The 24354-nt window shown below is 60.9% G+C and carries 21 protein-coding genes; 12 read left to right on the top strand and 9 right to left on the bottom strand.

Annotation, left to right across the window (positions count from 1 at the left end):
• The first annotated feature begins 123 nt into the window (after positions 1-123).
• The 11 genes from SE16_RS03485 (at position 124) to trpA (ending at position 12159) form a co-directional block, all read left to right on the top strand.
• Positions 124-3273, top strand: a complete 3150-nt coding sequence (locus SE16_RS03485; RefSeq protein WP_054493288.1) for an AfsR/SARP family transcriptional regulator — start codon at positions 124-126, stop codon at positions 3271-3273.
• Between the two features lie 444 nt (positions 3274-3717).
• The gene (trpE, locus tag SE16_RS03480) at positions 3718-5214 is read left to right on the top strand and encodes an anthranilate synthase component I (protein WP_407922986.1); all 1497 of its coding nucleotides are present in this window, start codon (positions 3718-3720) and stop codon (positions 5212-5214) included.
• A 20-nt stretch (positions 5215-5234) separates the two neighbouring features.
• The gene (locus SE16_RS03475; protein ID WP_054493290.1) at positions 5235-5852 is read left to right on the top strand and encodes an anthranilate synthase component II; all 618 of its coding nucleotides are present in this window, start codon (positions 5235-5237) and stop codon (positions 5850-5852) included.
• Between the two features lie 11 nt (positions 5853-5863).
• A complete protein-coding gene (gene trpD, locus SE16_RS03470) occupies positions 5864-6904 on the top strand; it encodes an anthranilate phosphoribosyltransferase (RefSeq protein ID WP_060687218.1) in 1041 nt (346 codons plus the stop codon).
• 31 nt (positions 6905-6935) lie between these two features.
• On the top strand, positions 6936-7748 hold the full coding sequence (trpC, locus tag SE16_RS03465; protein WP_060687216.1) for an indole-3-glycerol phosphate synthase TrpC: 813 nt from the start codon (positions 6936-6938) through the stop codon (positions 7746-7748).
• Positions 7749-7778: 30 nt separating this feature from the next.
• Positions 7779-8789 (top strand): tryptophan--tRNA ligase, encoded by a 1011-nt coding sequence (gene trpS, locus SE16_RS03460; RefSeq protein WP_054493292.1) that lies wholly within the window; start codon positions 7779-7781, stop codon positions 8787-8789.
• Positions 8790-8816: 27 nt separating this feature from the next.
• Positions 8817-8939, top strand: coding sequence for a hypothetical protein (locus SE16_RS16555; RefSeq protein ID WP_268753476.1), 123 nt, complete (start codon positions 8817-8819; stop codon positions 8937-8939).
• Between the two features lie 3 nt (positions 8940-8942).
• The gene (locus SE16_RS03455; RefSeq protein ID WP_054493293.1) at positions 8943-9659 is read left to right on the top strand and encodes a phosphoribosylanthranilate isomerase; all 717 of its coding nucleotides are present in this window, start codon (positions 8943-8945) and stop codon (positions 9657-9659) included.
• 9 nt (positions 9660-9668) lie between these two features.
• Positions 9669-10100 (top strand): HIT family protein, encoded by a 432-nt coding sequence (locus SE16_RS03450; RefSeq protein ID WP_054493294.1) that lies wholly within the window; start codon positions 9669-9671, stop codon positions 10098-10100.
• 59 nt (positions 10101-10159) lie between these two features.
• A complete protein-coding gene (gene trpB, locus SE16_RS03445; RefSeq protein WP_054493295.1) occupies positions 10160-11359 on the top strand; it encodes a tryptophan synthase subunit beta in 1200 nt (399 codons plus the stop codon).
• Entirely contained in the window at positions 11356-12159 is an 804-nt protein-coding gene (trpA, locus tag SE16_RS03440) for a tryptophan synthase subunit alpha (RefSeq protein WP_054493296.1), read from the top strand. The genes trpB and trpA overlap by 4 nt, the downstream gene beginning before the upstream one ends.
• 54 nt (positions 12160-12213) lie before the next feature.
• Here the strand turns inward: trpA and SE16_RS03435 are convergent, their stop codons facing one another.
• A complete protein-coding gene (locus SE16_RS03435) occupies positions 12214-13497 on the bottom strand; it encodes a nitrilase-related carbon-nitrogen hydrolase (RefSeq protein WP_054493297.1) in 1284 nt (427 codons plus the stop codon).
• Positions 13498-13586: 89 nt separating this feature from the next.
• On the opposite strand from SE16_RS03435, the gene SE16_RS03430 reads away from it, so the two are divergent.
• Entirely contained in the window at positions 13587-14768 is a 1182-nt protein-coding gene (locus SE16_RS03430) for a CinA family nicotinamide mononucleotide deamidase-related protein (protein ID WP_054493298.1), read from the top strand.
• On the opposite strand, the gene SE16_RS03425 is transcribed toward SE16_RS03430, so the two are convergent.
• The 8 genes from SE16_RS03425 to SE16_RS03390 all read right to left on the bottom strand — a co-directional run bounded on the left by SE16_RS03425 (position 14760) and on the right by SE16_RS03390 (position 24350).
• Positions 14760-16247, bottom strand: a complete 1488-nt coding sequence (locus SE16_RS03425) for a glycoside hydrolase family 10 protein (RefSeq protein ID WP_060687215.1) — start codon at positions 16245-16247, stop codon at positions 14760-14762. The two genes, SE16_RS03430 and SE16_RS03425, sit on opposite strands and share 9 nt — an antisense overlap.
• Entirely contained in the window at positions 16237-16728 is a 492-nt protein-coding gene (locus SE16_RS03420) for a biotin/lipoyl-containing protein (RefSeq protein ID WP_054492340.1), read from the bottom strand. The genes SE16_RS03425 and SE16_RS03420 overlap by 11 nt, the downstream gene beginning before the upstream one ends.
• Positions 16729-16820: 92 nt before the next feature.
• Complete coding sequence (gene accC, locus SE16_RS03415) at positions 16821-18332, bottom strand: acetyl-CoA carboxylase biotin carboxylase subunit (protein ID WP_054492339.1); 1512 nt, start codon at positions 18330-18332, stop codon at positions 16821-16823.
• Positions 18333-18356: 24 nt separating this feature from the next.
• Complete coding sequence (locus SE16_RS03410; protein WP_054492338.1) at positions 18357-19223, bottom strand: multinuclear nonheme iron-dependent oxidase; 867 nt, start codon at positions 19221-19223, stop codon at positions 18357-18359.
• Between the two features lie 4 nt (positions 19224-19227).
• Complete coding sequence (locus SE16_RS03405; protein WP_054492337.1) at positions 19228-20589, bottom strand: hemolysin family protein; 1362 nt, start codon at positions 20587-20589, stop codon at positions 19228-19230.
• A complete protein-coding gene (locus tag SE16_RS03400; RefSeq protein WP_054492336.1) occupies positions 20586-21926 on the bottom strand; it encodes a hemolysin family protein in 1341 nt (446 codons plus the stop codon). Before SE16_RS03400 ends, SE16_RS03405 begins: the two co-directional genes overlap by 4 nt.
• 41 nt (positions 21927-21967) lie before the next feature.
• On the bottom strand, positions 21968-23578 hold the full coding sequence (locus SE16_RS03395; RefSeq protein WP_054492335.1) for a carboxyl transferase domain-containing protein: 1611 nt from the start codon (positions 23576-23578) through the stop codon (positions 21968-21970).
• Between the two features lie 100 nt (positions 23579-23678).
• Positions 23679-24350 (bottom strand): SOS response-associated peptidase, encoded by a 672-nt coding sequence (locus SE16_RS03390; protein WP_054492334.1) that lies wholly within the window; start codon positions 24348-24350, stop codon positions 23679-23681.
• Between the last annotated feature and the right edge of the window lie 4 nt (positions 24351-24354).

Below are 24354 nucleotides of genomic sequence, written 5' to 3'. Positions count from 1 at the left end.
GCATGGGCAACGAGTTGCTGGAATTGGGCTTGCGTGGCATCATTGTAGCAATTCAACCGTTACAAAAGCGTCACAAAACGCTGTGGTATTCCGCCTTTTTTCGATTTGGAGTGAATGAGAACCATGTTGCGTTGCACTTTGTTTGGCCATTTGCATGTATGGTGGAATGACGAGCCAATCGCCTTACCAACCAAAAGCGCGGCGGCTTTGCTGGCGTATCTCTTATTGGAACGCGAAACGCCCCAACCGCGCGAACAGATAGCCACCTTGCTTTGGCCTGATCTGCTTGAGGAGAAAGGGCGGCGCAATTTGCGGCAAACCCTCTTGCGCTTGCGCAAGGTGTTGCCCGAATCGTGGGATGGGTATGAAGCTATTTTGACGCAACGCAATACGCTACAGTGGAATCCCAACTATCCCATTGATGTTGATGTCTTCCGCTTCGACGCCCTCATGTGCGATCTGGAATCCGCATTGCCGACGTGGGATGCCCCAACAACATACCGCGCACTGGAACTGTTGAAACGCCTGAGCGACCTTTACACCGGCAACCTCTTGCAAGACCTCGACTTGTTGAATGACTTCTATGCAGCGTGGCTTCTCCCGTGGCGCCAGAAGTATCAGCGGCAAATAATGACGGTGTTGGCGCGTTTGGCGGAGTACGAGGCGCACGTGGGACGTCTGCACCGCATGGAGGCGTTGGCGCGCCGCCAGCTGCTGATAGACCCCGAAAGCGAGGTGGCGCATCGCCAATTGATGCGTGCTTGGTTGGCGCAACAAGAAAATGCGCGAGCAGTGCAGCATTACCAAACCAACTTTGGCGAGGATGGAGAGGTCTCTCTTCCACCTTCAGCCGCACTGCAACACCTTTACGAGCAAGGGGTGTCGGCGCTGACCAATGAAACGCACATCGTGCGCCCCATTCCGCACAATCTCCCCGCCGAGATGTCTCCCTTTTATGGACGTGAGGAAGAAAAAGAAGACTTACTGATGCGCCTTGCCGCATCTGACTATCGTCTCATGACGATTACCGGCTTGGGAGGGGTGGGGAAAACACGGCTGGCGCTCACCGTTGCGCGCCAATTTGTTTCAGCGTTCGCCGCTATTGAGCCGCGTTTCCCCGGTGGCGTCTGGTTCGTTTCGCTGGTGGATGCGACGACATCGGACCACGAAACGCTTGCCGACTTCCTCTTGCATGCCATAGGCAGACCCACTCGCGCGGATGAGTCGGCGTTTGATACACTGGTTGAATATCTGCAACACTCTCCAACATTGTTGGTACTTGACAACCTGGAACACTTGCCGGGAATACAGCATTTCGTTTCCAGGCTTCTGGAGGCTGTCCCCCACCTAAAAATTCTGGCGACATCGCGACGACCGTTGGGGGTATTCATCGAAACCGTTCATTTGCTCGAAGGGCTCCCTGTGCCGCGCACGCCGGATGAGCGGACGTCGAGCGTGGCGCTCTTCCTTGAACGTTTCCAGCGTGTCGGCGGGAAAGTGGATGATGCAGCCGAAACACGGACGCTTGTGGCGCACATTTGTAACGCACTCGAAGGGTGGCCGCTCGCCTTAGAACTGGCGGCTGGTTGGGGCAATCGCCTGGCGTTGCCTGTCATCGCCCATACCGTCGCAAATACGCTTGATGTATTGCGAACCACAATGCCCGATATACCTGCTCGCCAGCGCAGTATCGAAGCCGTGTTGCAGAGCACATATGCCCTGCTCACCCCCAATCAACAACACATTTTGCAGAGCTTTGCCATTTTTCAAGGCGGTGCAACAGCAGAGGCACTTGAAGCAATCGTAGGGGCGCGTTTCGAAGACCTTGCACTTCTTGTTGATCGCGCGTTATTGACTCATCGGGAAGAGCGCTACACCGTTCACGAACTGATTCGCCAGTTTGCCGCTCGCCATTTGGAACAAAGCGACGCTCGCCAGACGATTGAACGTGCGCATGCGACCTACTATCTTCAGTGGCTTGTGGCCCAGCAAAAGACGCTATTTGGGGCGCAGCCATCGTTGGTTGTCAAACGCATACGGCTTGAGCGGTACAACATCGAACGCGCATGGCGTTGGGCGGCGACACATGGCGAAGACGCCTTGCTGGCGAAAGCATTGCCTGTGCTGGTGCGTTTCTATCAGTTGAGCGGCTTGTTGCTGGAGGGCGAAGCCCTGTTGCAACAAACCGTTGCATCTGTTGCACACACATCTTTGGCGCGCGATATGTATTTGGCGTTGGCGCACTTCTACATACAACGTGGCAAACACCAAGAGGCGAACACCATTTTGGAAACCCTTCTGGCGGATGCACCGTTGACCAAACACCAGCGGGCACAGTGGGCATTCTTGAAAGGCAAAATGCTTTACTTCCAGGAGCCTGTGTTGGCCAAATGCCAACCATTTTACGAAGAGGCGGTGCAATTGGCGCAGGAGGTTGGCGATACCTATATCATTCTCAGAAGCTTGCTCTCTCTTGAAATGTTGCGGAACTACGATGGGCATTTTATGCCGCGCATTCTCGAACTTGTACGCAGTGTGGATGATATCTTGCTCAAAAGAGATGCCGCTGTGTTTTTGGGCGCTGTGGGCATTCAGAACCGGCGTTACGCAGAAGCCCTCATGCACTGGCGCGAGGCATTGCGCATTTCGATTGATTTGGCAGATGAATACATGATGGCCCTTTTATACAACAACATTGGCGACGCCTTGCGAGAACAGGGAGATTTTCCCGCCGCGGAAGCCTCTTTTCGCCAAGCACTGCAGAGCGCTGAAAAGCATCATTTTCTTGCGCTGCAAGGCAATGTCTTTGAAGGATGGGCGCGATTGTGTGTCTTGTGGAAGAAATATCATCGTGCGCTCCAATTGGCACAGCACGCGATTCGTCTGGCTGAGATGGTTGAGGAGGAGTGGGTCTATCTTACAGCATTAGCTACGCAGGGGCATGCCTATGCCGGCTTACGCGAATGGCAGCGGGCACGAGAGGTGTATCAACAAACCGTACAGTATCTGGAAACCTACCCGCAAGTGGCATTGGAAGGCCTGGCGGGCTTGGCGTATGTCAGTTGGAAGCAGAAGGACCGCGACGCCGCCACAGCGTTTGTGGACCGTTTCTTGCAGATAGCCGAACAGACGCCGATTGCCGGCTTTGCAAGCCCGGAACTCAGTTACAAACGTGTCGCCATGATCTTGCGCGCGCTGGGGCGTTTAGAAGAGAGCCGTCGCCTTCAGCACTCCATCCAGTGGGTCTCCTACTCCGAATCTGATATTGCCTAGCAATTTTTTGACAACACCGCCGACAATGCATATACTCGCCCACACAATCGCATTGGCGAAAGGCTGTGAACCGGAAGAGTAGCACGTGAGCGCGCGCCAGAGAGGTGGACCTGTCTCCTGAGGAGACTGTTCTGGAAGTCCACTCGCAAGCGGCACGTGTGAATGGGCCGGGGAGCCGCCAGCCTCAACGCTTGCGGGCAAGTAGGGCTGGCCGGGTGCGCCGCCGTTATCCGGCGAGGGTATCGTTCGCTGCGCCGTGTTGGCGCGCGAGCCGTACCTGAAACGAGTGGGGCTGGCTTTCACAAACGCGCTCACGAGCGCGTTTTTTCGTTTCCAGCCCAAGAGGGGTGGCACCGCGGGACTTTCAACGTCTCGTCCCCAGGAGGGGATGAGACGTTTTTTATTGGCATGAACCCAAAAGATGAGGAGGTGCTTGTGGACCACTTGACACGTGAGGCGTTTTACGCACTTGCCCAACAAGGCGTCCTAGTGCCGGTCTATCGCGAATTGCCGGCGGATTTGGAAACTCCTGTTTCGGTCTATCTCAAATTGCGCGGTGATGCGCCCAGTTTCTTGCTGGAAAGCGTCGAGAAGGCCGAGCAGGTCGGGCGCTATTCCATTTTAGGCGTCAATGCGCGCCGCCGCCTTGTGGCATACGCAGATGCCGTGGACGTGTTCGATAATGGGCACAGCCGCCGCATCCCGCTGGAAGAAGGACGCGATGCGCTGCACGTCGTGCGCGACGAACTGGCGCGCTACCAGCCTGTGGCTCCCTTGCACACGGTGCGCCACGACATCCCCCGTTTCTACGGTGGGGCGGTGGGCTACGTCGCCTATGACATGGTGCGCGCCTTTGAGCGTTTGCCCGCCACCGCCCGTGATGAACTGGGCACACCGCTGGCGTCCTTCCTCATCACCGACACCTTGCTCATCTTCGACCATGTGCGCCACCGCCTGCTGGCGTTCGCCAACGCGCATGTGCCCCCCGGCACCGACCTGGATGCCGCCTACGACGAAGCCGTGGCGCGGCTGGACGCGCTGGAAGCCCGTGTGCGCGCCCCCTTGCCGCCGCTCCCGGCGCCGCCCGGTCGCTCTGGCGAAGATTTCAGGCTTCATACCACGCAAGCGCACTTTGAAGCGGCGGTACGCCGGGCGAAAGAATACATCGCAGCCGGCGATATCTTCCAGGTGGTGCTCTCCCAACGGCTTTCGCGCCGTACCCTCGCCGACCCCTTCAGCATCTATCGCGCCCTGCGTCGCCTGAACCCGTCGCCCTACATGTTCTATCTCGACTTTGGCGGCGACCCGCGCCTGGCGCTGATTGGGTCATCGCCGGAGATGCTGGTGCGCTTGCAAGATGGCGTCGCTGAGACGCACCCCATTGCCGGCACCCGCCCGCGTGGGCGCACCGAGGAAGAGGACAAAGCCCTGGAAACGGAACTGCTGGGCGACCCCAAAGAGCGCGCCGAGCATGTGATGCTGGTGGACTTGGGGCGCAACGACTTGGGGCGCGTCTGTGTGCCTGGTACCGTGCGCGTGCCCGACTTCTTCACCATTGAACGCTACTCCCACGTGATGCACATTGTGAGCCGTGTGGTGGGCGTCCTGCGACCTGAAAAGGATGCGTTCGACCTCTTCCGCGCCACCTTCCCGGCGGGAACCGTGAGCGGTGCGCCCAAAGTGCGCGCCATGGAAATCATCGAAGAACTGGAAGGCGTGCGGCGTGGTCCTTATGCCGGGGCGGTGGGATACTTCGGCTTCAACGGCAACATGGATACTTGTATCACCATCCGCACCATCCTCATGTTGGGCGATACCGCCTACGTCCAGGCGGGCGCCGGCGTGGTCGCCGATAGCGACCCGACCCGCGAATGGGAAGAAACCTTGCACAAAGGGCGCGCCTTAGGCGTCGCCATCGAAATGGCGGAACAAGGCTTGTAAACACCCACAAGGAGGGCGGCATGATCCTGGTCATTGATAACTACGATTCGTTTACGTACAACCTGGTGCAGTACCTGGCTGAATTGGGGGCTGATGTGGTGGTGCGCCGCAACGACGAAATCACGCTGGATGACATTCGCGCGATGGCGCCCACGCATATTGTCATCTCCCCCGGACCGGGCGACCCCTACGATGGCGGCGTTTCCATGGATGTCATTCGCACTTTCCACCAAACAACCCCCATCCTCGGCGTCTGTCTGGGGCACCAATGTATCGTCGCGGCGTTTGGCGGCAAAGTTGACCGCGCGGAGCGGCTCATGCATGGCAAAACCAGCCAGATTTACCACGACCGCCGCGGCATTTTCGCAGGCATTCCCAGCCCCTTCCAGGCGACTCGCTACCACAGCCTGGTGGCATACGAACCCCTTCCTGAGTGCCTTGAAGTCACCGCTTTCACGGCGCGGGGGGAAGTGATGGCGGTGCAGCACAAAACATACCCGACGATTGGCGTACAATTCCACCCCGAAAGCATTCTCACCGAATACGGGCATGATTTGCTGCGCAACTTCATCACCCGCTATCGCCCGTTGGAATCGGCGGCAAACGCCGGCGCAACCCGCAAACCGTCAAATGAGTGAGGAGGGATGCCATGAGTGAAGTGGTGCGCACAGCCTTGCAAAAGGTGCTCGATGGTGAATCGTTGGGGGCGGTGGAAGCCGAGCAGGTCATGGACGCGATCATGCACGGCGAAGCCACGCCCGCACAAATTGCCGGCTTTCTGGTGGCGCTTCGCATGAAAGGCGAGACGGTGGACGAGATTACGGGGTTTGCGCGTGCCATGCGGCGCGCCGCTGTGCAGGTGCGCCCCTCGCGCGAGGATGTGATTGACACATGCGGAACGGGCGGCGACCGCGCCGGCACGTTCAACATCTCCACAACTACCGCGTTTGTTGTGGCGGGGGCGGGGCTGGCGGTAGCTAAACATGGCAATCGCAGCGTATCCAGCCGCTCCGGAAGCGCCGATGTGCTCGAAGCCCTGGGCGTCAACCTCGATTTGACGCCTGAGCGCGTGGCGCAAGCCATTGACGAAATCGGCATTGGCTTTCTCTTCGCGCCCAACTTGCACCCCGCCATGCGCCACGCCATTGGTCCGCGCCGCGAACTCGGTGTGCGTACCGTTTTCAACGTTCTGGGACCGTTGACCAACCCCGCCGGCGCGCGCGCCCAGTTGCTGGGCGTCTTCGATGCCGGGCTGACCGAGATGCTGGCGCGTGTCTTGCAGCAGTTGGGCAGCCGTGCGGCGTTTGTTGTGCATGGCGACGGGCTGGATGAATTGACCACCACCGCCCCCAATCGCGTCAGCCGCTTTGGCACGCCCGACGCCAACGGCTCGGTGGTGACGGAGACGCTCGACCCGCGCGACGTCGGGTTTACGCCCGCCCCGCTGGAAGCCCTGCGCGGCGGCGACCCGCAAGAGAACGCCCGCATTTTGCGTGCTATTCTGGCAGGTGAAGACCGCGGACCGCGCCGTGATGTCGTGCTTCTCAATGCGGCGGCGGCGCTGGTGGCGGGTGGTGTGGCGTCCGACGTGCGCGAAGGGGTGGAGCGAGCGGCGGAAAGCGTTGACAGTGGCGCCGCCTTGCGTACACTGGACGCGCTCATCGCCTTCAGCCAACGGGTTGGTGTGTAGCGACTGGCAAGAAGTGGAGAGAAGCGGAACGATGGCACCCAAAACCATTTTGGAAAAAATTGTGCGCTGGAAGGTGGATGAAGTTGAGCGGCACCGGCGGGAACGCCCGCTGGCGGAAGTGCGCGCCGAAATGATGCTCGCGCCGCCCCCGCGCGATTTTGCCGCCGCCCTGCGCGGCGACCATGTGGCGCTCATTGCCGAGGTCAAACGGGCGTCGCCCAGCAAGGGGTTGTTGCGCCACCAGTTCGACCCGGTGGCGCTCGCGCGCACCTATGACGCCGAAGGAGCGGCCGCCGTGAGCGTCCTCACCGACCAGCACTTTTTCCAGGGCAACATCGGGCATTTGCAGGCGGTACGCCAGGCGGTGCGGTTGCCGGTGTTGCGCAAAGACTTCGTCATAGACCCGTACCAGATTTACGAAGCGCGCGCCGCCGGCGCGGATGCGGTCTTGCTGATTGTCGGCATTCTGGGCGATAACGACCTGCGCGATTTCTACGCCCTCATTCGCGAATTGGGCATGGAAGCCCTGGTGGAAGTGCATAACGAAGCCGAACTCGAACGCGCCCTGGCGATTTCACCGCGCGTGATTGGCGTCAACAACCGCGATTTGCGCACCTTCGAGGTGGATTTGGCGACGACCGAACGCCTGCGCGCACACATTCCCGACGACGTGTTGCTCGTCGCTGAAAGCGGCATTCACACCCGCGCCGACGTGGAACGGGTCGCCGCCATGGGCGCTGACGCGATTCTGGTGGGAACATCGCTGATGCGCGCCAAAAACGTGGCGCAAAAAGTGCGCGAGTTTGTTGGTGTGCCCAAGCAGAAACATGAAAAGTTGACATAACGCTCAACGTCGAGAAGGAGGAACATCGGTATGAGCAACAAAGTCCGTGTCTTGTCGGGGATTCAGCCCTCTGGGCGTTTGCACCTGGGCAACTACCTGGGGGCGATTCGCCAATGGGTGCAGGGGCAAGATGAAAAAGAAAACTACTTCTGCATTGTTGACCTGCACGCCATCACCGTCTGGCAAGACCCTGACAAGTTGCGCGCCCAAACGCGCGAGTTAGCCGCATTGTTGCTTGCCTGTGGCATTGACCCGCAGAAAAGCACGCTGTTCATTCAGAGCCACGTGCGCGCCCATGCTGAAACGCAGTGGATTTTGGGCTGTGTCACACCGCTGGGCTGGCTCTACCGCATGACGCAGTTCAAAGCCAAATCCGAAAAAGAAAAGCAGGAAAGCGTCAGCACGGGGTTGTTGACTTACCCCGTTTTGCAGGCGGCTGATATTTTGCTCTACGATGCGGATGAAGTGCCCGTGGGCGAAGACCAGAAACAGCACATTGAATTGACGCGCGACATTGCCCAGCGCTTCAACCATCTCTACGGCGAGACCTTCAAGTTGCCCAAGGCGGTCATTCCCAAGAGCGGCGCGCGCGTCATGGGCTTTGACGACCCGACCAAGAAGATGAGCAAGAGCGAAGTTGGCGAGTATCACGCCGTCTATCTCACCGACTCGCCCGACCGCATTCGCAAAGTTTTGCGCCGCGCCGTCACCGACTCCGGGCGCGAAATCATTTTCAGCGATGCGCCCGAAAAAGCGGGCGTGAACAACCTCTTGCAAATCTACGAATCGCTGACCGGCAAGAGCCGCGAAGAAATCGAAGCGCACTTTGCCGGCAAGGGCTATGGCGATTTGAAGAAAGAAGTCGCCGAAGTCATCATCGAGGCGCTGCGCCCCATTCAGGAACGCTACCAAGTCTATGCACAAGATCCCGCCGAATTGGACCGCGTGCTGGCGATTGGCGCAGAGCGGGCGCGTGCCGTCGCTGAACCCAAAGCCGAAGAGGTCAAGCGCCGTGTGGGCTTTGTCTTGCCCAAGGCGTAAAAACAATCACAAGCAAGGAGGCTTTTCATGGAAGGACAAGGTGGATTGTTGAGCGGAATTATCGCCGGCGTGATTGCACTGGCTATCGTGTTGACGCTTTGCATTGTTGGCACACTGTTGCTGTACGGTTCGCAAGTTCTGGGGCAGTGAGCGATGCGCATACCAACGCAGCGTGCTGAACGCACCTTCATCAAAATATGCGGCTTGACCAACGAGGATGATGCGTTGGCGGCTGCCGAAGCGGGCGCAGACTTTTTGGGCTTTGTTTTCTACCCCAAAAGCCCGCGCTACGTCACGCCTGAAACGGTGGCGCGAATTGTCGAAACAGTTCGCGCCACCTACGGCGCAGACGCCCCCCGCTTTGTGGGCGTCTTTGTGGACGAAGCGCCTGAGCGCGTGCGTGCCATTCTCGATACCGCCGGGCTTGACCTGGCGCAGTTGCATGGGAGCGAACCCCCCGCCGAAGTGCGCATGCTCGCACCGCGCGCCTTCAAAGCCATTCGCCCGCAAACCCGCGGCGATGCCGAAGCCACCACCGCCGCGTATGCCCACGTCATGCCGCGCGAGGCGCATGTGCCCCAATTCCTCATGGACGCCTACCACCCCTGGGAAGTGGGCGGCACCGGCATTGTCGCCGATTGGGCGGTGGGGTTGGTGCTGGCGCGTTCCTACCGCCTTTTGCTGGCGGGTGGGTTGACGCCTGAAACCGTCGGCGCCGCCATCGCACGTGTGCAACCGTGGGGCGTGGACGTGTCGAGCGGTGTGGAGCGCGAGAAGGGGCGCAAGGACCACGCGCGCCTGCGCGCCTTTGTGGAAGCCGTGCGTACCGCCGACGCCGCGCTGGCTGAGCAGCAAACCGACCAGGAGTGAGGGAAGCCTATGCGCGATGCATCGTGCATTTTCTGCCGCATTTTGGCGGGCGAAGCCCCCGCCCATGTGGTGCACGAAGACGAGTTGGTCATGGTTTTCCTGGACATCAATCAGGCGTCGCCGGGGCATTTGCTGATTGTGCCGCGCGTTCATGTGCCCTACTGGTGGGAATTGGACGAAGCGCACGCGGCGCATATGGGCGTCATTGCGCGCCCACTCATGCAGGCACTGCGCGAGGCGTTGCAACCCGACGGCATCAACATTTTGCAGAACAACGGGCGTGCAGCGGGACAAGAAGTGTTCCACGTGCATATGCATCTCATCCCCCGCTGGCAGAACGATGGTCGTCTCGGTAAACCGCCCAAGTATGAACCCCAGGAAGTCATGGCGGAACGAGCCGCGCGCATTCGCGCCGCGTTGGCGAACATCCGCCAGGCGTAAGTGGCAAGGGCGCCGCTTCTTCCTCAGCCAGAACGCCATCCAACAGAAAGGAGTTTTCCATGACTGAATGGCCGCAAGGACCGCGCTTTGGCCCCTACGGCGGCGCGTACATCCCCGAAACACTGGTGCCGGCGGTGCGTGAACTCGAAGCCGCCTACGAAGAAGCCCAAGCCGACCCCGCCTTTCGCGAGGAATTTCAGACGTTGTTGCGCACCTATGCGGGGCGTCCAACCCCGCTGACGCCTGCGCGGCGGCTCAGTGAAGCCCTGGGCGGCGCCAAAATCTACCTCAAACGCGAAGACCTCGCGCACACCGGCGCACACAAAATCAACAACGCTTTGGGGCAAGCATTGCTCGCCAAGCGAATGGGCAAAACGCGCATCGTCGCCGAAACAGGCGCCGGACAGCATGGCGTTGCTACCGCCACCGTGTGCGCCTTGTTGGGCTTGGAATGCGTGGTGTACATGGGGGCTGTGGATATCGAGCGCCAGAAACTCAACGTCTTTCGCATGAAACTGCTGGGCGCGGAAGTGCGCAGTGTGGACGCCGGCAGTCGCACGCTCAAAGATGCCATCAACGAAGCCATTCGCGACTGGGTGACCAATGTGCGCACCACCCACTACCTGCTCGGCTCGGCGTTGGGACCGCACCCCTACCCGCGCATCGTGCGCGATTTTCAACGGGTGATTGGCGATGAAGCCCGCGAGCAAATTCTTGCCGCCGAGGGACGCCTGCCCGATATGCTCATCGCCTGTGTGGGCGGCGGTTCTAACGCGATTGGGCTTTTCTACCCCTTCATCCAGGACGAAGGGGTGCAGATGGTGGGGGTTGAAGCGGGCGGTGAAGGCATTGAAAGCGGAAAACACGCCGCACGCTTTGCCGACCCCAAGATGGGGCGTGTCGGCGTCTTGCACGGGACGCAAACATACGTGTTGCAAGACCCACACGGGCAAATTGCGCTTACGCATAGCATCTCGGCGGGGCTTGATTATGCCGCGGTGGGTCCCGAACATGCGTGGTTGCGCGAAACGGGGCGCGCCGAGTACACCTACGCCACGGACGACGAAGCCCTGGACGCCTTGCAGCGTCTGAGCGCGCTCGAAGGCATCATCCCCGCGCTGGAAAGCGCCCATGCCGTCGCCGAAGCCATCAAACGCGCGCCGACCATGCGCCCCGACCAGATCATGATTGTCAACATCAGCGGGCGGGGCGATAAAGACATGCACACTGTTGCCGCGGCTCTGGGGGTGGACGTATGAACCGTATCACTGCTACATTCGACCGTGTTCGCCGTGAAGGGCGTGCCGCGCTCATGCCCTTCATCACCATGGGCTACCCTGAGTTGGAAAGCGCTCTCGACCTTGTGCCCGCGCTGGTTGAAGCGGGCGCAGACCTCATCGAATTGGGCGTGCCGTTCAGCGACCCGCTGGCGGACGGCGCAACAATTCAGGCAACGTCGCAACAGGCGCTGGAAAACGGCATGACGTTGGCGCGCTGTCTGGAACAGGTGGCGGCGTTGCGTGCGCGGGGCGTGGAAGTGCCGTTGATTCTGATGGGCTATTACAACCCCATCTTGCAAATGGGGGTGGCGCGCTTTGCCGAAGAAGCCGCCCGCGCAGGGGCTGACGGCGTCATTGTTCCCGATTTGCCCCCCGAAGAAGCCGACGAATTACGCGCCGCCTTGCAGGCGCAGGGCGTGGCGCTCATCTTCTTGCTGGCGCCAACTTCGGATGATGCGCGTGTGTGCCTGGTTGCCGAGCGCGCCCAGGGGTTCATCTACCTGGTCTCGCTGACGGGCGTCACCGGTGCGCGCGACCAGTTGCCGCCCGACCTGGCGGATTTTGTGGCGCGGGTGCGCCGCGCGACCGATTTACCGCTGGCGGTGGGGTTTGGTATCTCGCGCCCGGAGCAAGCCGCCATGGTGGCGCAGATTGCCGATGGTGTGATTGTGGGGAGTGCGTTGTTGCGCACCATTGGCGCGGCTGACGATGCGATTGCCGCCGCGCAGGCGTTTGTGCGCCAATTGCGTGAAGCGGTCGGGACGCCTGCACGTTCGTAAGGCGCAAAAAAAGGGGGCGATGCTTCGCCCCCTTTTTCTGTGTGGCTGAGCGGTTTACGCGCTCTGTTCCCCCGATTCGTCCGACGGCTGTTCCTCAGTCTCGGCGGTCTCCTCTGCATTGAGCGGTCCCGTGAGCGCGTCGGCTTCGGCGCTCACGTCGGCGATCAGGTCGCCTGTGGGGGCAATCTCTTCCTCTGGAACTTCGTATGCTTCGATGCGCTTGGCTTCCGCCTCGCCGGGCCATTCACCTTCGGGGCGCAAGACCGTCGGCTCAGGCGCGGGCAACACCGGATGCCGGCGCGTCTCCTCAATGGCGTGGAAGCGTTCTTCGATGGTTGCGCCGCTCTGGTAATCAAAGTGCAGCAAATCGTGGAAAATGTGGCTGCGCATGGTGCGGCGTGGCTGGGCGCTGCCCGTTTCCCACAGATGGCGGAGTGCCGCAAAATCCCACGCCGCACTGACGACGCCTTCGGCTTTGGGCGAACCGACTTCGACGAGGATGCCGTCCGTGCGGGGCGTGAGTTCCACAGGCGCCACAATGCCGGATTTGCCTTCAAACGTATCGCCGATTTCGGGGGTAAATTCGTTGTCGCCGATGAGGAAGGCTTGCGCCGCAAAAATCTGATTTTCTTGCGCGCGCGCGTTCAGCACAATGCGCATGCGCTGCCATTCGGCGGGGGTTGTCGCCAGGGCGGGGTTTGCCAGCGCGACAACGCCACGGTAGGCGAGCGCGCGGGTGAGTTCGGGGTAGAGGATGTCGCCCCCCAGGAGCACGCCCAAGCGCCCGAACTCGGTTTCAAACGTGTTGAGTGTGTCGCCGGGCATGGCGTAGGCTTCATCCATGGGGTCCAGGTGGAATTTGGCTTGCCAGCCCAGCAAGTCGCCCGTGCGGTCGAACACGGGGCTCATGGCGCGCACCTGCCCATCTTCATCTTGCAGGTAGAGCGAGCCGCCGACGAGATAGACGGCGTGCTCGCGGGCGGCGGCGCTGAGCAGTTCCACATACGTATCGCGCATGACGTCGCTCTGTTCAGCGATAAGCCGCGGAAGGACCGCCGGCAAGCCGCCCAGTATTTCCGCTGCGCCACCGCTGAGCGCCCCCACCAGTTTCCCCCAAAAACCACGCCCGCCAATGGCTTTTTTCACCAAACTGCCGCGCAACCCGCTTGCCAATGGAATAGCCAACATGAGGCCGAATTGTTCGGGAAGGACGGCGAGGTCGGCGCCTTTGTTGCGCACCAGCCGCAAATAGCGTTTCAGTTCGCTGCGCACCTCGTCGGCGTCGGCGAGCCGCCGCCATGAAGCCTGGACAACCGCCGCGGTGATGTGGGTGTTCATGGGGGCCTCCTCTCGTCTGTTGCTCTTTCGATGTTATGCGTAGAATAGCATTGAACAAAATCAATGCCAACACTTTGGAGCGAGCCTGCATGAATGCTGAAATCATCACCATTGGAACGGAGTTGTTGTTGGGGCAGATTGTGGACACGAACGCCGCCTGGCTGGCGCAGCGTTTGGCGGCGTTGGGGGTCAACCTCTATTACAAAACCACGGTGGGGGATAATCGCGAACGCATTGCCAACGCCATTCGGCTGGCGATGCAGCGCGCCGATGTGGTGTTGACCACGGGCGGATTGGGTCCCACGGTGGACGATATGACGCGCGAAGCGATAGCCGATGCGACGGGACGCCTGCTTGTGCGCGACCCTGAGTTGGTGGCGCACATTACCGCCCTGTTTCGGCGCTGGGGGCGCGAGCCAAGCGCCAACAATTTGCGTCAGGCGGATGTGCCCGAAGGGGCGCAGGTGTTGCCGAACCCCATTGGGACGGCGCCGGGCTTGCTTGTGGAACACGACGGGCGTTATGTGATTGCCATGCCGGGCGTGCCGCGCGAGATGAAGCGCATGATGGATGAGCAGGTCGCGCCCTTTTTGCGCCGGTTGGTGGGTGAAGATGTGGTCATCAAAATTCGCGTGTTGCACACGGTGGGCGTGGGCGAAAGCCTGATTGATGAACAGATTGCCGATTTGGAAGAGGGCGCGAACCCCACGGTGGGACTGGCGGCGCATAGCGGGCAGGTTGATGTGCGCATTACCGCACGCGCCCCCAATGAGAAGCAAGCCGATGTGATGATTGCCCAGGTGGAGCGGGTGATTCGCAAGCGGCTGGGCGATGCGATTTATGGCGCGGACGATGAGACGCTGGAAGGTGTCGTGGCGCAGGCGCTGGCGCGTTTTGGGCGCGGCGTGGTGATTGAAAGCAACACGCGCGGCGAGATTGCGGCGCGGTTGCGGGCGGTCGCGCCCGAGGTGGTGCAAGCCGCCGAGGTGGTTCAGCCTGAGGCGGTCTCGTGTGCGGAAGCGGAGCGCTGGGCGCAGGATGCGCGCGAGGCGCACGGCGCGGCGTGGGCGCTGGTGGTGCTGGGCACAGCAGGCGCGAATGAAGGGTTGTACGGTGAGCAGCGTGGCGAAACGGTGGTCGCGCTGGCGCTGGGCGAGCAGGTGCATTGCAAGGCGTTGGGGCTGGGCGGCGCCGATGAGCACTCGCTCAGTTGGGTGCGCAACCGTGCGCTTGATGTTGTGCGCCGCACGCTGCTGATGGCTTCACCATGAGCGTGGCGGGGGGACGGCGGGCGTGGCGTAGGGACCGTTGGCGAGGTCGTCGAACCAGCCGCGGTACGCGAGCACGTCGTACGAAAAGATGGCGTGCCCCGGTGCGCCCGCCGCGCGTGCGGCTTCGATGCGTTGCGCCAGGTCGGCGAAGTCCGTCATGTTGTAGCCGCCGATGCCGGGATAGACGTGGCGACCAGCCGCGGCGTTGAGATGGTCGTGCATGAGCGCCACCCATGTGTCGTAGGTGTCTGAATAGCCGCCGTAGAGCATGGGCATGATGGCGTCAATCACGCCGCTTGCCAGCCAGCCGTGCGAATCCTGGAAGTAGTGATCGTAGCCAAACCAGGCGGCGCCGGGGAGCAATCCGCGGTCGGTGTAGTAGGGCCAGACGGCGGCGCTCACCCACGCATTGGGGCGGTAGGTGCGCGTGGCGGCGTAGGTTTGCGCGACCATCCAGGTGATGCGGTCGCGTTGCCATTGGTCGCGGGCGGCGGTATGGGTGTCGCCTGCGGCGGCGTTGCTGTACGGGTCGAACGAGTACGATGGACCGGGGTAGCGGATGAAATCGAGATGCACGCCGTCCACTGGATAGCGCGCCACGATGTCGGTGATGACGTTGAGGATGTGTTGTTGCACTTCATCCACGCCGGGGCTTGCCCAGAGATACTCACTCCATTGCAGGGGCATGGGGGTGCCGCTGGTGTCGTGTACGCGCCACTTGTACCCCATGCCATAGACGCCGGGATGGGCGTTGTAGTCGGGGCCGTAGGTGAAGGTGTCGAACATGTGCGCCGGTGTTGTGGCGGGCGGCGCAAGGTCGCCTTGCCCTTCAGGCGGTGGAAGCCACGCCGGATAGGTGTTGACATACGCATGGACTTCGATACCGCGGGCGTGCGCTTTTTCGATGAGGTACGCCAGCGGGTCCCAACCGGGGTTTTGCCCCAGTGTGGCGGCGTAACTCCCCGTCAGCCGCGCCGACCACGGCTCCAACCCTGGGGTGTAGAAGGCGTCGCCATTCCCGCGCACCTGGAACAAAATGGTGTTGAAGCCGGCGGTGGCGATGTTGTCGAGGGCGGTATCCAGGTCGGCGGGACCTACAACACGGGCGGCGCTGGTCCAGTCGAAGCGCGTCAACCAGATGGCGCGGCGTTCCACCATGGCGGCGGGGGCGTCTTTGCGGACCAACGGCAGATAGACGGCGGTGTCGGTAGCGCCGAGCGGCGCATGGTGCGCGTTGAGCGAGGGGGTGGGTGGAGCGGGGGCGCGGTAGGACGCGGCAAGCGGCTCGCTCAGCGCGTTGGCGAGCCGGAAAAAAGCCTCGTTGCGCCCCATGACGCCCGCCGCTTGCTCGAATTGCTCTTCGGGCGTCGTCGCCTGGGGGGCGGGCGATTCAGCGCGTGTGTGGATGTGCGGGGTGCTGATGATGAACAGCACGCCGCAGAGGAACAGGACGGCTTTCCAAAGGGCGTTAGGCTTCATCGCTGACGTCCACCAGTTTTTGACCACGTTCCACCACGTCCCCCGGCTGGCAATAGAGTTTGGTCACGATGCCGTCCGCGGGGGCGGTGATGCGCAGTTCCATTTTCATCGCTTCCAGAATGATCAGCGGCTGACCGGCTTGCACGGCTTGCCCCTCTTCTACCAGCACACTCACCACTTGCCCCGGCATTTGTGCTTCCAGGCTTCCCCCGCCTTGTTCGCCCACACGTCGTTTGCGTTTGCTGGCGAGTTGCCGCAGGTGGTACGTTTCACCGTCCAGGGCGACGTAGCGGTTGCGGTTCTGGCGCGCCGTCACGATGTCGAGGTGGCGCCCTTCAACGATGGCGCGCAGGCGTCCCGTTTCGACAAGCGCGGCTTCGACCGTGTATTGACGGTCGCCAATCGTGATGCGAAACGTTTCGCCCAGCGATTCGATGCGAACGGTGTAAATCTCGCCGTTGTATTCGTAATACCGTTCCATGATGGTATCCCCGTCTCTTGGCTCGTGTTTGGTTCTACATGTTCAGCATGAAAAGTTGATGTGTTGCGATGCCGGCGGCTGTCGAATTTTCTTCATCTGCCGAACCGGTCGGCAATGTTCCACGGGCTGTAGGGGTCGCCTGTTGGGTCGGCGGCGGTGGACGCCCCCGAGACCGGCGATGCTTGTTCCAGAAAATCGGCAAGCACGGCAGCGATCAGCACGTCGTCGTTGATGGGGGGGCATGTCTGTGTCCAGGGGAGCATGGTTTTTTCCACCCAATCGGTTGTGACGCGCCCATGCTGGAAATCCGGGTGGTGGAGCACGTCGAGCAGAAAGGGGATGTTGTGGGTGATGCCCAGCAGGGTGTAGTCGCGCAAGGCTTGTTCCATGCGCGCGATGGCGTCGGTGCGTGTTTCGCCCCACACGATGAGTTTGGCAATCATGGGGTCGTAGTAGTGGGTGATGGTGTCGCCCGTGCCCACGCCGGTATCCACACGCACCCAGGGCGTGGACGGTTCGACGGCTTTCAGAATGGTGCCGGTGGCGGGCAGAAAGCCGTTGGCGGGGTCTTCGGCGTAGATACGGCATTCGATAGCGTGCCCATGCTGACGGATGTCGCTTTGTGTGAAGGGCAGGCGTTCGCCGGCGGCAATACGCAATTGCCACTTCACGAGGTCCAGCCCAACGACCAGTTCGGTCACGGGGTGCTCGACTTGCAGGCGTGTGTTCATTTCCAGAAAGTAGAAGTTGCGGTCGGCGTCCACAAGGAATTCAACCGTGCCCGCGTTGACATACCCGACGGCGCGGGCGGCGGCGACAGCAGCCGCGCCCATGCGTTCACGCAGCGCCTCATCGAGCAGGGGGGATGGGCTTTCTTCGATGATTTTTTGGTGGCGGCGCTGGACGGAGCACTCGCGTTCGCAGAGGTGCAGTACCGTGCCGTGGGTATCCGCCAGCACTTGCACTTCGACGTGGTGCGGTTCGCGCACGTATTTTTCGAGATAGACGCGCCCGTCGCCAAAGGCTTTTTGGGCTTCGCGCTGGGCGGCTTCGATGGCGTCGCGCAGGGTGTTGGGGTGTTCAACGATGCGCATGCCTTTTCCACCACCACCGGCGGCGGCTTTCACCAGGATGGGGTAGCCGATGCGCTCGGCGGCGGCGGCGTAGTCTTCAAACGCGCCACCGCCTTGGTAGCCGGGGACGACGGGGACGCCGGCGCGCTGCATGGTTTCGCGCGCGGCGGTTTTGCTCCCCATGGCGCGGATAGCGTCGGGCGGTGGACCGATGAAGACCAATCCGGCGGCGTTGACGGCTTCGGCAAAGTCGGCGTTTTCGGAGAGGAAGCCGTAGCCGGGGTGGATGGCTTGGGCGCCGGTTTGCAGGGCGGCTTCGATGATGCGCTCGCCGCGCAGGTAGGAATCAGTAGCGGGGGCGGCGCCGATGTGGACGGCTTCGTCTGCCAGAAAGACGTGGCGCGCGTGTGCGTCCGCGTCGGAATAGACGGCGACGGTGCGCACGCCGAGTTCACGGCAGGCGCGAATGATGCGCACGGCAATTTCGCCGCGGTTGGCGATGAGAATTTTCTCAAAAGGTGGGTTCGTCATCGTTGACTACTCCTCTTTTGTCGTTCACGGGTGCGGTTCGTGTTGCAAGGTGGGTGTGCCGTGAATCATTTGCATGAAGCGCGGAACCTGGGCGGCGATGACGTCGCGCTTGCTGAACAGGCGAAAGAGCGAACCAACCCCGCCGTATTCAAACGTGATGGTACGCGGTGTGCCCCAGCGCCCCTGGCGGATGTTGTCCAGCGCCCAGGCGAGCAAGTCCCATTCGTTGTCGGTCATCGCCATGTGGTCAACCCATTGCTCGCCCGTCCAGTCCACGTGGACGTTGGTGTTTTTGAGCAGGCGCTCGTAGGTCTCTGTGTCCAGCCACATGATGCCGGTGATGTGCAATTCGCGCAGGCGTTCAACCGGCAGTTGCGAGATGTAATCGCGGGGGGGGATGCCCAGGGTTTGGGCGGTAATCCAGGCGTGCGAGAGGTCGAGCAGGAAGCCGCAATCGGCGTCTTCGACCACGCGCCGAATGGTGGCTGGTTCGACAACGGCGCGGCGCAGGGGGCTTTCGTGCGGCTTGTGCGGGATGTTTTCGGCGATGACGCGCTCGCGCCCCCAACGGGCGACCAGCGTATGCAGATGTGCGCGCAAGGCGGTTTCGGCGTCGGCTGGGCTGACGCCGCTCTCGTCGGGCAGGTGGAGATGGGTGTTGACAAAGTAGGTGTCGGTGGTGTTGAGCCAGTGCGCGATGTCATCGGCACGGGCGTTCAGGTCGTCTGCCGTCAGCCCGGCGTGCAGTGGAAAATGCACATAGGTCGGGGCGAGTTGTTGGGCTTGGGCAATCAAATCAGGCCAATCGGGGCATTTGAACATGTCGAAGGTGATTGCCCCTTCGGTGTAGAGTTCTGCGGCTTCGGGCGAGTAGTTGATGGCAAACTGCATAGTGTTATGCGTCCTCTTCGTTTTCTTCTGCTGAAAGTTCTGGTTCTGCTTTGGGCGGCAAAATGAGCCGCGCGCGACGCACAGCCCGCCCGTCCATTTCCACCACTTCAAAAGTGATGCCTTGCCATTCGACACGGTCGCCTTCCTGGGGCACGCGTTCCAGCAGCGCCATGATGAGCCCGCCAACCGTGTCCACGTCCTCATGTTCAATGTCAAGGTCAAAATGCTGGTTGAGTTCGTCCAGCAGAAGGTCGCCGCGCACAAGGATGACGCCTTCTTGCTCGATTTCGTAGGGGGCGGTTTCGCGCTCGCGCTCGAATTTGTCCACAATTTCGCCGACGACTTCTTCCATGAGGTCTTCCATGGTAATCAAGCCGGCGGTGCCGCCGTATTCGTCCAGGACGATGGCGATTTGGGTGCGGGCTTCGCGGAAGCGGATGAGCATATCTTCCAGAGAAAGCGACTCGAAGACGAAGAGCGGCTTGCGTTTCGTGGCGATGTCGCGCAGGTTGAAGGGCGGTTGCGGTTTGGTGGCTTCGTAGCGCGCCAGGTCTTTGACGTAGAGAATGCCAACGATGGTATCCAGCGTGCCTTCGTACACGGGATAACGGGAATAGCCGGCTTCGCAGATGAGCGAGACGACTTCGCCGTATGTGGCGTGCACGGGAATGCCGACGATGCGGGTGCGCGGCGTCATAATCATGCCGACAGTCCGCTCGGCGAAGTCGAAGATGTTTTCCAGGAAGAGTTGTTCGGCTTTTTCAAAGATGCCTTCGCTCTCTTCAACGATGTATTCAAGTTCTTCGATGGTCATCAGGCGTTCGTGGGCGCTGGCGGCGGGAATGCCCAGCGCGCGGGTGATAACGGTGCCCAGTGTGTTGAGCACAAGGATGAGCGGCTTGAAGAGCAGTTCCGTCAGGCGCATGGGCCAGACAAGTTGGAGCACGGTGCGCTCGGCGGTTTGCAGTGCTAGCGATTTGGGCACCATTTCGCCGATGACGACGTGCAGGTATGTCAGAAAGCCGACCGACACAACGGTGGCGATGGTGTGGGCAGCGGGTTCCGCGAGATGCCCCAGGTGTTCGAGGGGACCTACGAGCCAGGCGGCAAGTGTATGCTCGCCATACATGCCCAACCCCAAACTGACGATGGTGATGCCCACCTGGGCGGTGGTGATGTAGCGCGTCTGGCGTTCGGGGTCGCGCAGAACGCTGAGCACCCAGCGCGCCCGTGGGTCGCCGGCTTCGGCGCGTTGGGCAATGCGGGCGCGAGGCGCGGCGACGATGGCGAATTCCGCCGCGACAAACAAGCCGTTGAGCACGATGAGGATGGCGATAATGAGAATGGGCACAAGGTAGGTCATCATGGGATAATGTCCTCAACTTTTTGGAGTTCGTCGTCGTCAAGTGGGATGCTCAGTTGCAAGACTGTGTGCCCTTCCATTTTTTCAATGCGCGCTTGCTTCTCGCCCAATGGGATGAGTTCGCCTTCCTGGGGAAGACGCCCTAATTGCCACAGCACATAGCCGGCGATAGTGTCCACTTCTTCATCATCGAGATAGAGGTCAAGCCATTCGTTCAGGTCGCTGATGAGCACGTCGCCGCGCACGAAGAGCCGTTTGTGCTCCTTGTCCACAAAAACCGGCGGAATTTCGGTGTCGAATTCGTCCTGGATTTCGCCAAAGATTTCTTCGAGGATGTCTTCCAGCGTGACCATGCCGGCGGTGCCGCCATATTCGTCGAGGACGATGGCGACGGATTCGTTGCGGTTCTGCAAGCGCAGGAAGAGTTTTTCCACGTCCATGCTTTCGGGCACCATCAGAACGGGTTGCATGATGTCAACGCCGCGCGCGTTGGGGCGTTCGCGCTTGACGCAGTAGAGCGTTTTGAGGTGTACCAGCCCCACGATGTTGTCAATGGAGCCTTCGTAGAGCGGCATGCGTGAGTAGGGCGACGCCGCCAGTCGCTCAAACAGTTGCTCCACGGTCAACGAGGCGGGCGCGGCGAGAATGCGTGTGCGCGGAATCATCACCTGCCGCGCGTTGAGTTCGCGCAGACGCAGGGTGTTCAGCAGCAAATGGCGTTCAACTTTGTCGAGCACGCCGCCTTCGCTGCTTTCTTCCACCAGCATGAGCAGTTCGTCGGGCGAGTGTAGGTGGCTGGCGGATTCGCTGACGGGTTCTTGCCCTATAAGACGCAAGAGCAGGTTGCCGCTTCCGTTGAAGATGATGATGAGTGGGCGGAAGAGATGCAACGACCATTGCAAGGGCACAAAGGTGGCCAGGGCGAGGCGTTCCGGGTATTGCACGGCGATGTTCTTGGGCACCAGTTCGCCAAAAATGACCTGGGTGATGGTCAGCACAATCAAAATCGCCGTCGCCGAGATGGAGATGGCGGCGGCTTCGCTTTCAACGCCCACTTTGAGTAAGAGGTCGGCGACGATAGGCGAGAGTTGCGCTTGCCCGTAGTACCCCAGCACGAGGCTTGAGACGGTGATGCCCAACTGGCATGCGGCGACCACGTTGTCGAGGTTGCGCCGGTCTTCGAGAAAGCGGTGCAGGCTGGCGGCGAGGCGGTTGCCTTCTTCGGCCATTTGGGCAAGCCGTGAGTGGCGGGCGCTGACAAAAGAAAATTCGCCCGCCACGTACAGGGCGTTGATCGCTATCAAAATGGTGAGAATACTGAGTGTGATAAGGATGTTCATAGTGTCGTTGGCTACGTTCCTGCTTTGGTTTGAAAACAGATTTACATTCGGAAAACACCGTAGGTTGTTTCTTCGATGGGCGCATTCAGACAGGCTGAAAGCGCCAGCCCCAGCACGCGGCGCGTGTCGGCGGGATCAATGATGCCGTCATCCCAAAGGCGGGCGGTCGAGTAGTACGGGTTGCCTTCGCGTTCGTACTTCTCCAGGATGGGACGCTTGAAGGCTTCCTGTTCTTCGGGTGTCATGAGCGGCTGACCGCGCCGCGCCAGTTGGTCTTGCTTGACGGTGAGCAGGACGTTGGCGGCTTGTTCGCCCCCCATCACGCTGATGCGGGCGTTGGGCCACATCCAGAGAAAACGGGGGTCGTAGGCGCGGCCACACATGCCGTAGTTGCCCGCCCCAAATGAGCCACCGATGATGACGGTGAGTTTGGGGACGGCGGCGTTGGCGACAGCGTGCACCATTTTGGCGCCGTCTTTGGCGATTCCGCCATGCTCGTATTCTTTGCCTACCATAAAACCGGTGATGTTCTGCAAAAAGAGCAGCGGTATTTTACGAATGGTGCAGAGTTCGATGAAATGGGTGCCTTTGAGCGCCGACTCGCTGAACAGCACCCCGTTATTGGCGATGATGCCGACGGGATAGCCGTAGATACGGGCGAATCCACAGACCAGCGTTTCGCCGTAGCGTGGTTTGAATTCGCGAAAGCGGCTGCCGTCCACAATGCGCGCAATCACTTCGCGCACGTCGTACACTTCTTTGAGAGTGCGCGGCACGATGCCGTAAAGTTCTTCGGGGTCGTAGAGTGGGTCTTCTGGCGGCGCAATGTCCAGTTCAACCCGTTTGCGCCGATTCAGGTTTTCGACGATGCCGCGCGTGATTTCGAGCGCGTGTTCATCGTTTTCGGCCATATAGTCGGCGACGCCTGAGATGCGTGTATGCACGTCAGCGCCCCCCAATTCTTCGGCGCTCACTTCCACACCCGTAGCGGCTTTGACCAGCGGCGGACCGCCCAGGAAGATGGTGCCCGTCCCTTTGACGATGACGGTCTCGTCGCTCATGGCGGGCACGTATGCCCCCCCTGCGGTGCATGAGCCCATGACGACGGCAATTTGCGGGATGCCTTTGGCGCTCATGCGCGCCTGATTGTAGAAAATGCGCCCAAAGTGCTCGCGGTCGGGGAAGACTTCATCCTGCATGGGCAGATACGCCCCCCCTGAGTCCACGAGGTAGATGCAGGGCAAGCGGTTTTCTTCGGCGATTTGCTGGGCGCGCAGGTGTTTCTTGACCGTCATGGGGAAGTAGGTGCCCCCTTTGACGGTGGCGTCGTTGGCGACAATCATCACTTCTTGCCCTGAGACGCGCCCAATGCCGGTGACAATGCCGGCGGCGGGAGCCTGGTTGTCGTACATGTCCCACGCCGCGAGCGGCGACAGTTCCAGGAATGGCGAACCAGGGTCGAGCAGGCGCTCGATGCGTTCACGCACGAAGAGTTTGCCTTGTTCGCGGTGGCGTTCGTGGGCGCGGGGCGGTCCACCTTTGCGGACTTGCGCCAGCCGCGCGTTCAACTCGGCCACCAGGGCGCGGTTATGTTCGGCATTAGCTTTGAAACGCTCATCATTTGGGTTGATGTGTGATTCCAGGACTTCCATGAGACGATATCCTCCGGCGTCGTTGCCTTGGGTTCGGATGCGTGCCAAAGCATACCGTAAGATGGCGTTCTCTTCAAGCAGGGAGATTGGTGGTATTGCGTCAGGTGAGTGGCTGGATGAGCGTGGGGTCGTCGTAGCGTGGGTTGTTGACGCGGCGCGAAACGGGGTAGGCGGTCATGCGGTCGGCGGGGTAGATGGTGGTGAGAATCAGGCGGAGTTCATCTTCGGGCGTGGCGGGGTCGAGCCAGGCGGCTTCGTGTTCCGGGTGCAGGATGAGCGGCATGCGGTTGTGGAGTGTGGCGACGAGGTCGTTGGGTTGTGTGGTGAGAATGGTGAATGTGTCGAGCGGTTCGCCGGTTTGCGGGTCGTGCCAGCGTTCCCAGAGACCGGCAAAGGCAAACAAGCCGCCGTCTTTGAGTGCGATGCGATAGGGTTGTTTGCCTTCGGGGGTTTTCTTCCATTCGTAGAACCCATCAGCGGGCACGAGGCAACGTCGGCGACGTGCGGCGGCGCGAAAACTCGGTTTGCTGAAGATGGTTTCGGCGCGGGCGTTGATGAGACGGTTGCCAATACGCGGGTCGTCCGCCCATGAGGGAATCAGCCCCCAGCGGAGCAGGTCTATCAGACGCTCCTCCTGCCAGCGCACAACGGGCAAGTGCTGCGACGGCGCGGCGTTGTAGCGGGGTTGCCAGGCGTCGGCTTGGGGAAACCGCGCTTGAAAGCGTTCGGCAATTTGTGTCGCGTCGGCGGTGAGCGTGTAGCGTCCGCACATGATG

The organism is Ardenticatena maritima (assembly GCF_001306175.1).
Lineage (GTDB): Bacteria > Chloroflexota > Anaerolineae > Ardenticatenales > Ardenticatenaceae > Ardenticatena > Ardenticatena maritima.
Note: the sequence above shows the minus strand (reverse complement) of the source record. Positions and strands in the feature narration are given on the sequence as shown.

Bases quoted from the DNA above. Each gene is read 5' to 3' on its own strand.
- SE16_RS03485 (WP_054493288.1), top strand. From the start codon at position 124: ATGTTGCGTTGCACTTTGTTTGGCCATTTGCATGTATGGTGGAATGAC.
- SE16_RS03475 (WP_054493290.1), top strand. From the start codon at position 5,235: ATGATCCTGGTCATTGATAACTACGATTCGTTTACGTACAACCTGGTG.
- trpD (WP_060687218.1), top strand. From the start codon at position 5,864: ATGAGTGAAGTGGTGCGCACAGCCTTGCAAAAGGTGCTCGATGGTGAA.
- trpC (WP_060687216.1), top strand. From the start codon at position 6,936: ATGGCACCCAAAACCATTTTGGAAAAAATTGTGCGCTGGAAGGTGGAT.
- trpS (WP_054493292.1), top strand. From the start codon at position 7,779: ATGAGCAACAAAGTCCGTGTCTTGTCGGGGATTCAGCCCTCTGGGCGT.
- SE16_RS16555 (WP_268753476.1), top strand. From the start codon at position 8,817: ATGGAAGGACAAGGTGGATTGTTGAGCGGAATTATCGCCGGCGTGATT.
- SE16_RS03455 (WP_054493293.1), top strand. From the start codon at position 8,943: ATGCGCATACCAACGCAGCGTGCTGAACGCACCTTCATCAAAATATGC.
- SE16_RS03450 (WP_054493294.1), top strand. From the start codon at position 9,669: ATGCGCGATGCATCGTGCATTTTCTGCCGCATTTTGGCGGGCGAAGCC.
- trpB (WP_054493295.1), top strand. From the start codon at position 10,160: ATGACTGAATGGCCGCAAGGACCGCGCTTTGGCCCCTACGGCGGCGCG.
- trpA (WP_054493296.1), top strand. From the start codon at position 11,356: ATGAACCGTATCACTGCTACATTCGACCGTGTTCGCCGTGAAGGGCGT.
- SE16_RS03435 (WP_054493297.1), bottom strand. From the start codon at position 13,497: ATGAACACCCACATCACCGCGGCGGTTGTCCAGGCTTCATGGCGGCGG.
- SE16_RS03430 (WP_054493298.1), top strand. From the start codon at position 13,587: ATGAATGCTGAAATCATCACCATTGGAACGGAGTTGTTGTTGGGGCAG.
- SE16_RS03425 (WP_060687215.1), bottom strand. From the start codon at position 16,247: ATGAAGCCTAACGCCCTTTGGAAAGCCGTCCTGTTCCTCTGCGGCGTG.
- SE16_RS03420 (WP_054492340.1), bottom strand. From the start codon at position 16,728: ATGGAACGGTATTACGAATACAACGGCGAGATTTACACCGTTCGCATC.
- accC (WP_054492339.1), bottom strand. From the start codon at position 18,332: ATGACGAACCCACCTTTTGAGAAAATTCTCATCGCCAACCGCGGCGAA.
- SE16_RS03410 (WP_054492338.1), bottom strand. From the start codon at position 19,223: ATGCAGTTTGCCATCAACTACTCGCCCGAAGCCGCAGAACTCTACACC.
- SE16_RS03405 (WP_054492337.1), bottom strand. From the start codon at position 20,589: ATGATGACCTACCTTGTGCCCATTCTCATTATCGCCATCCTCATCGTG.
- SE16_RS03400 (WP_054492336.1), bottom strand. From the start codon at position 21,926: ATGAACATCCTTATCACACTCAGTATTCTCACCATTTTGATAGCGATC.
- SE16_RS03395 (WP_054492335.1), bottom strand. From the start codon at position 23,578: ATGGAAGTCCTGGAATCACACATCAACCCAAATGATGAGCGTTTCAAA.
- SE16_RS03390 (WP_054492334.1), bottom strand. From the start codon at position 24,350: ATGTGCGGACGCTACACGCTCACCGCCGACGCGACACAAATTGCCGAA.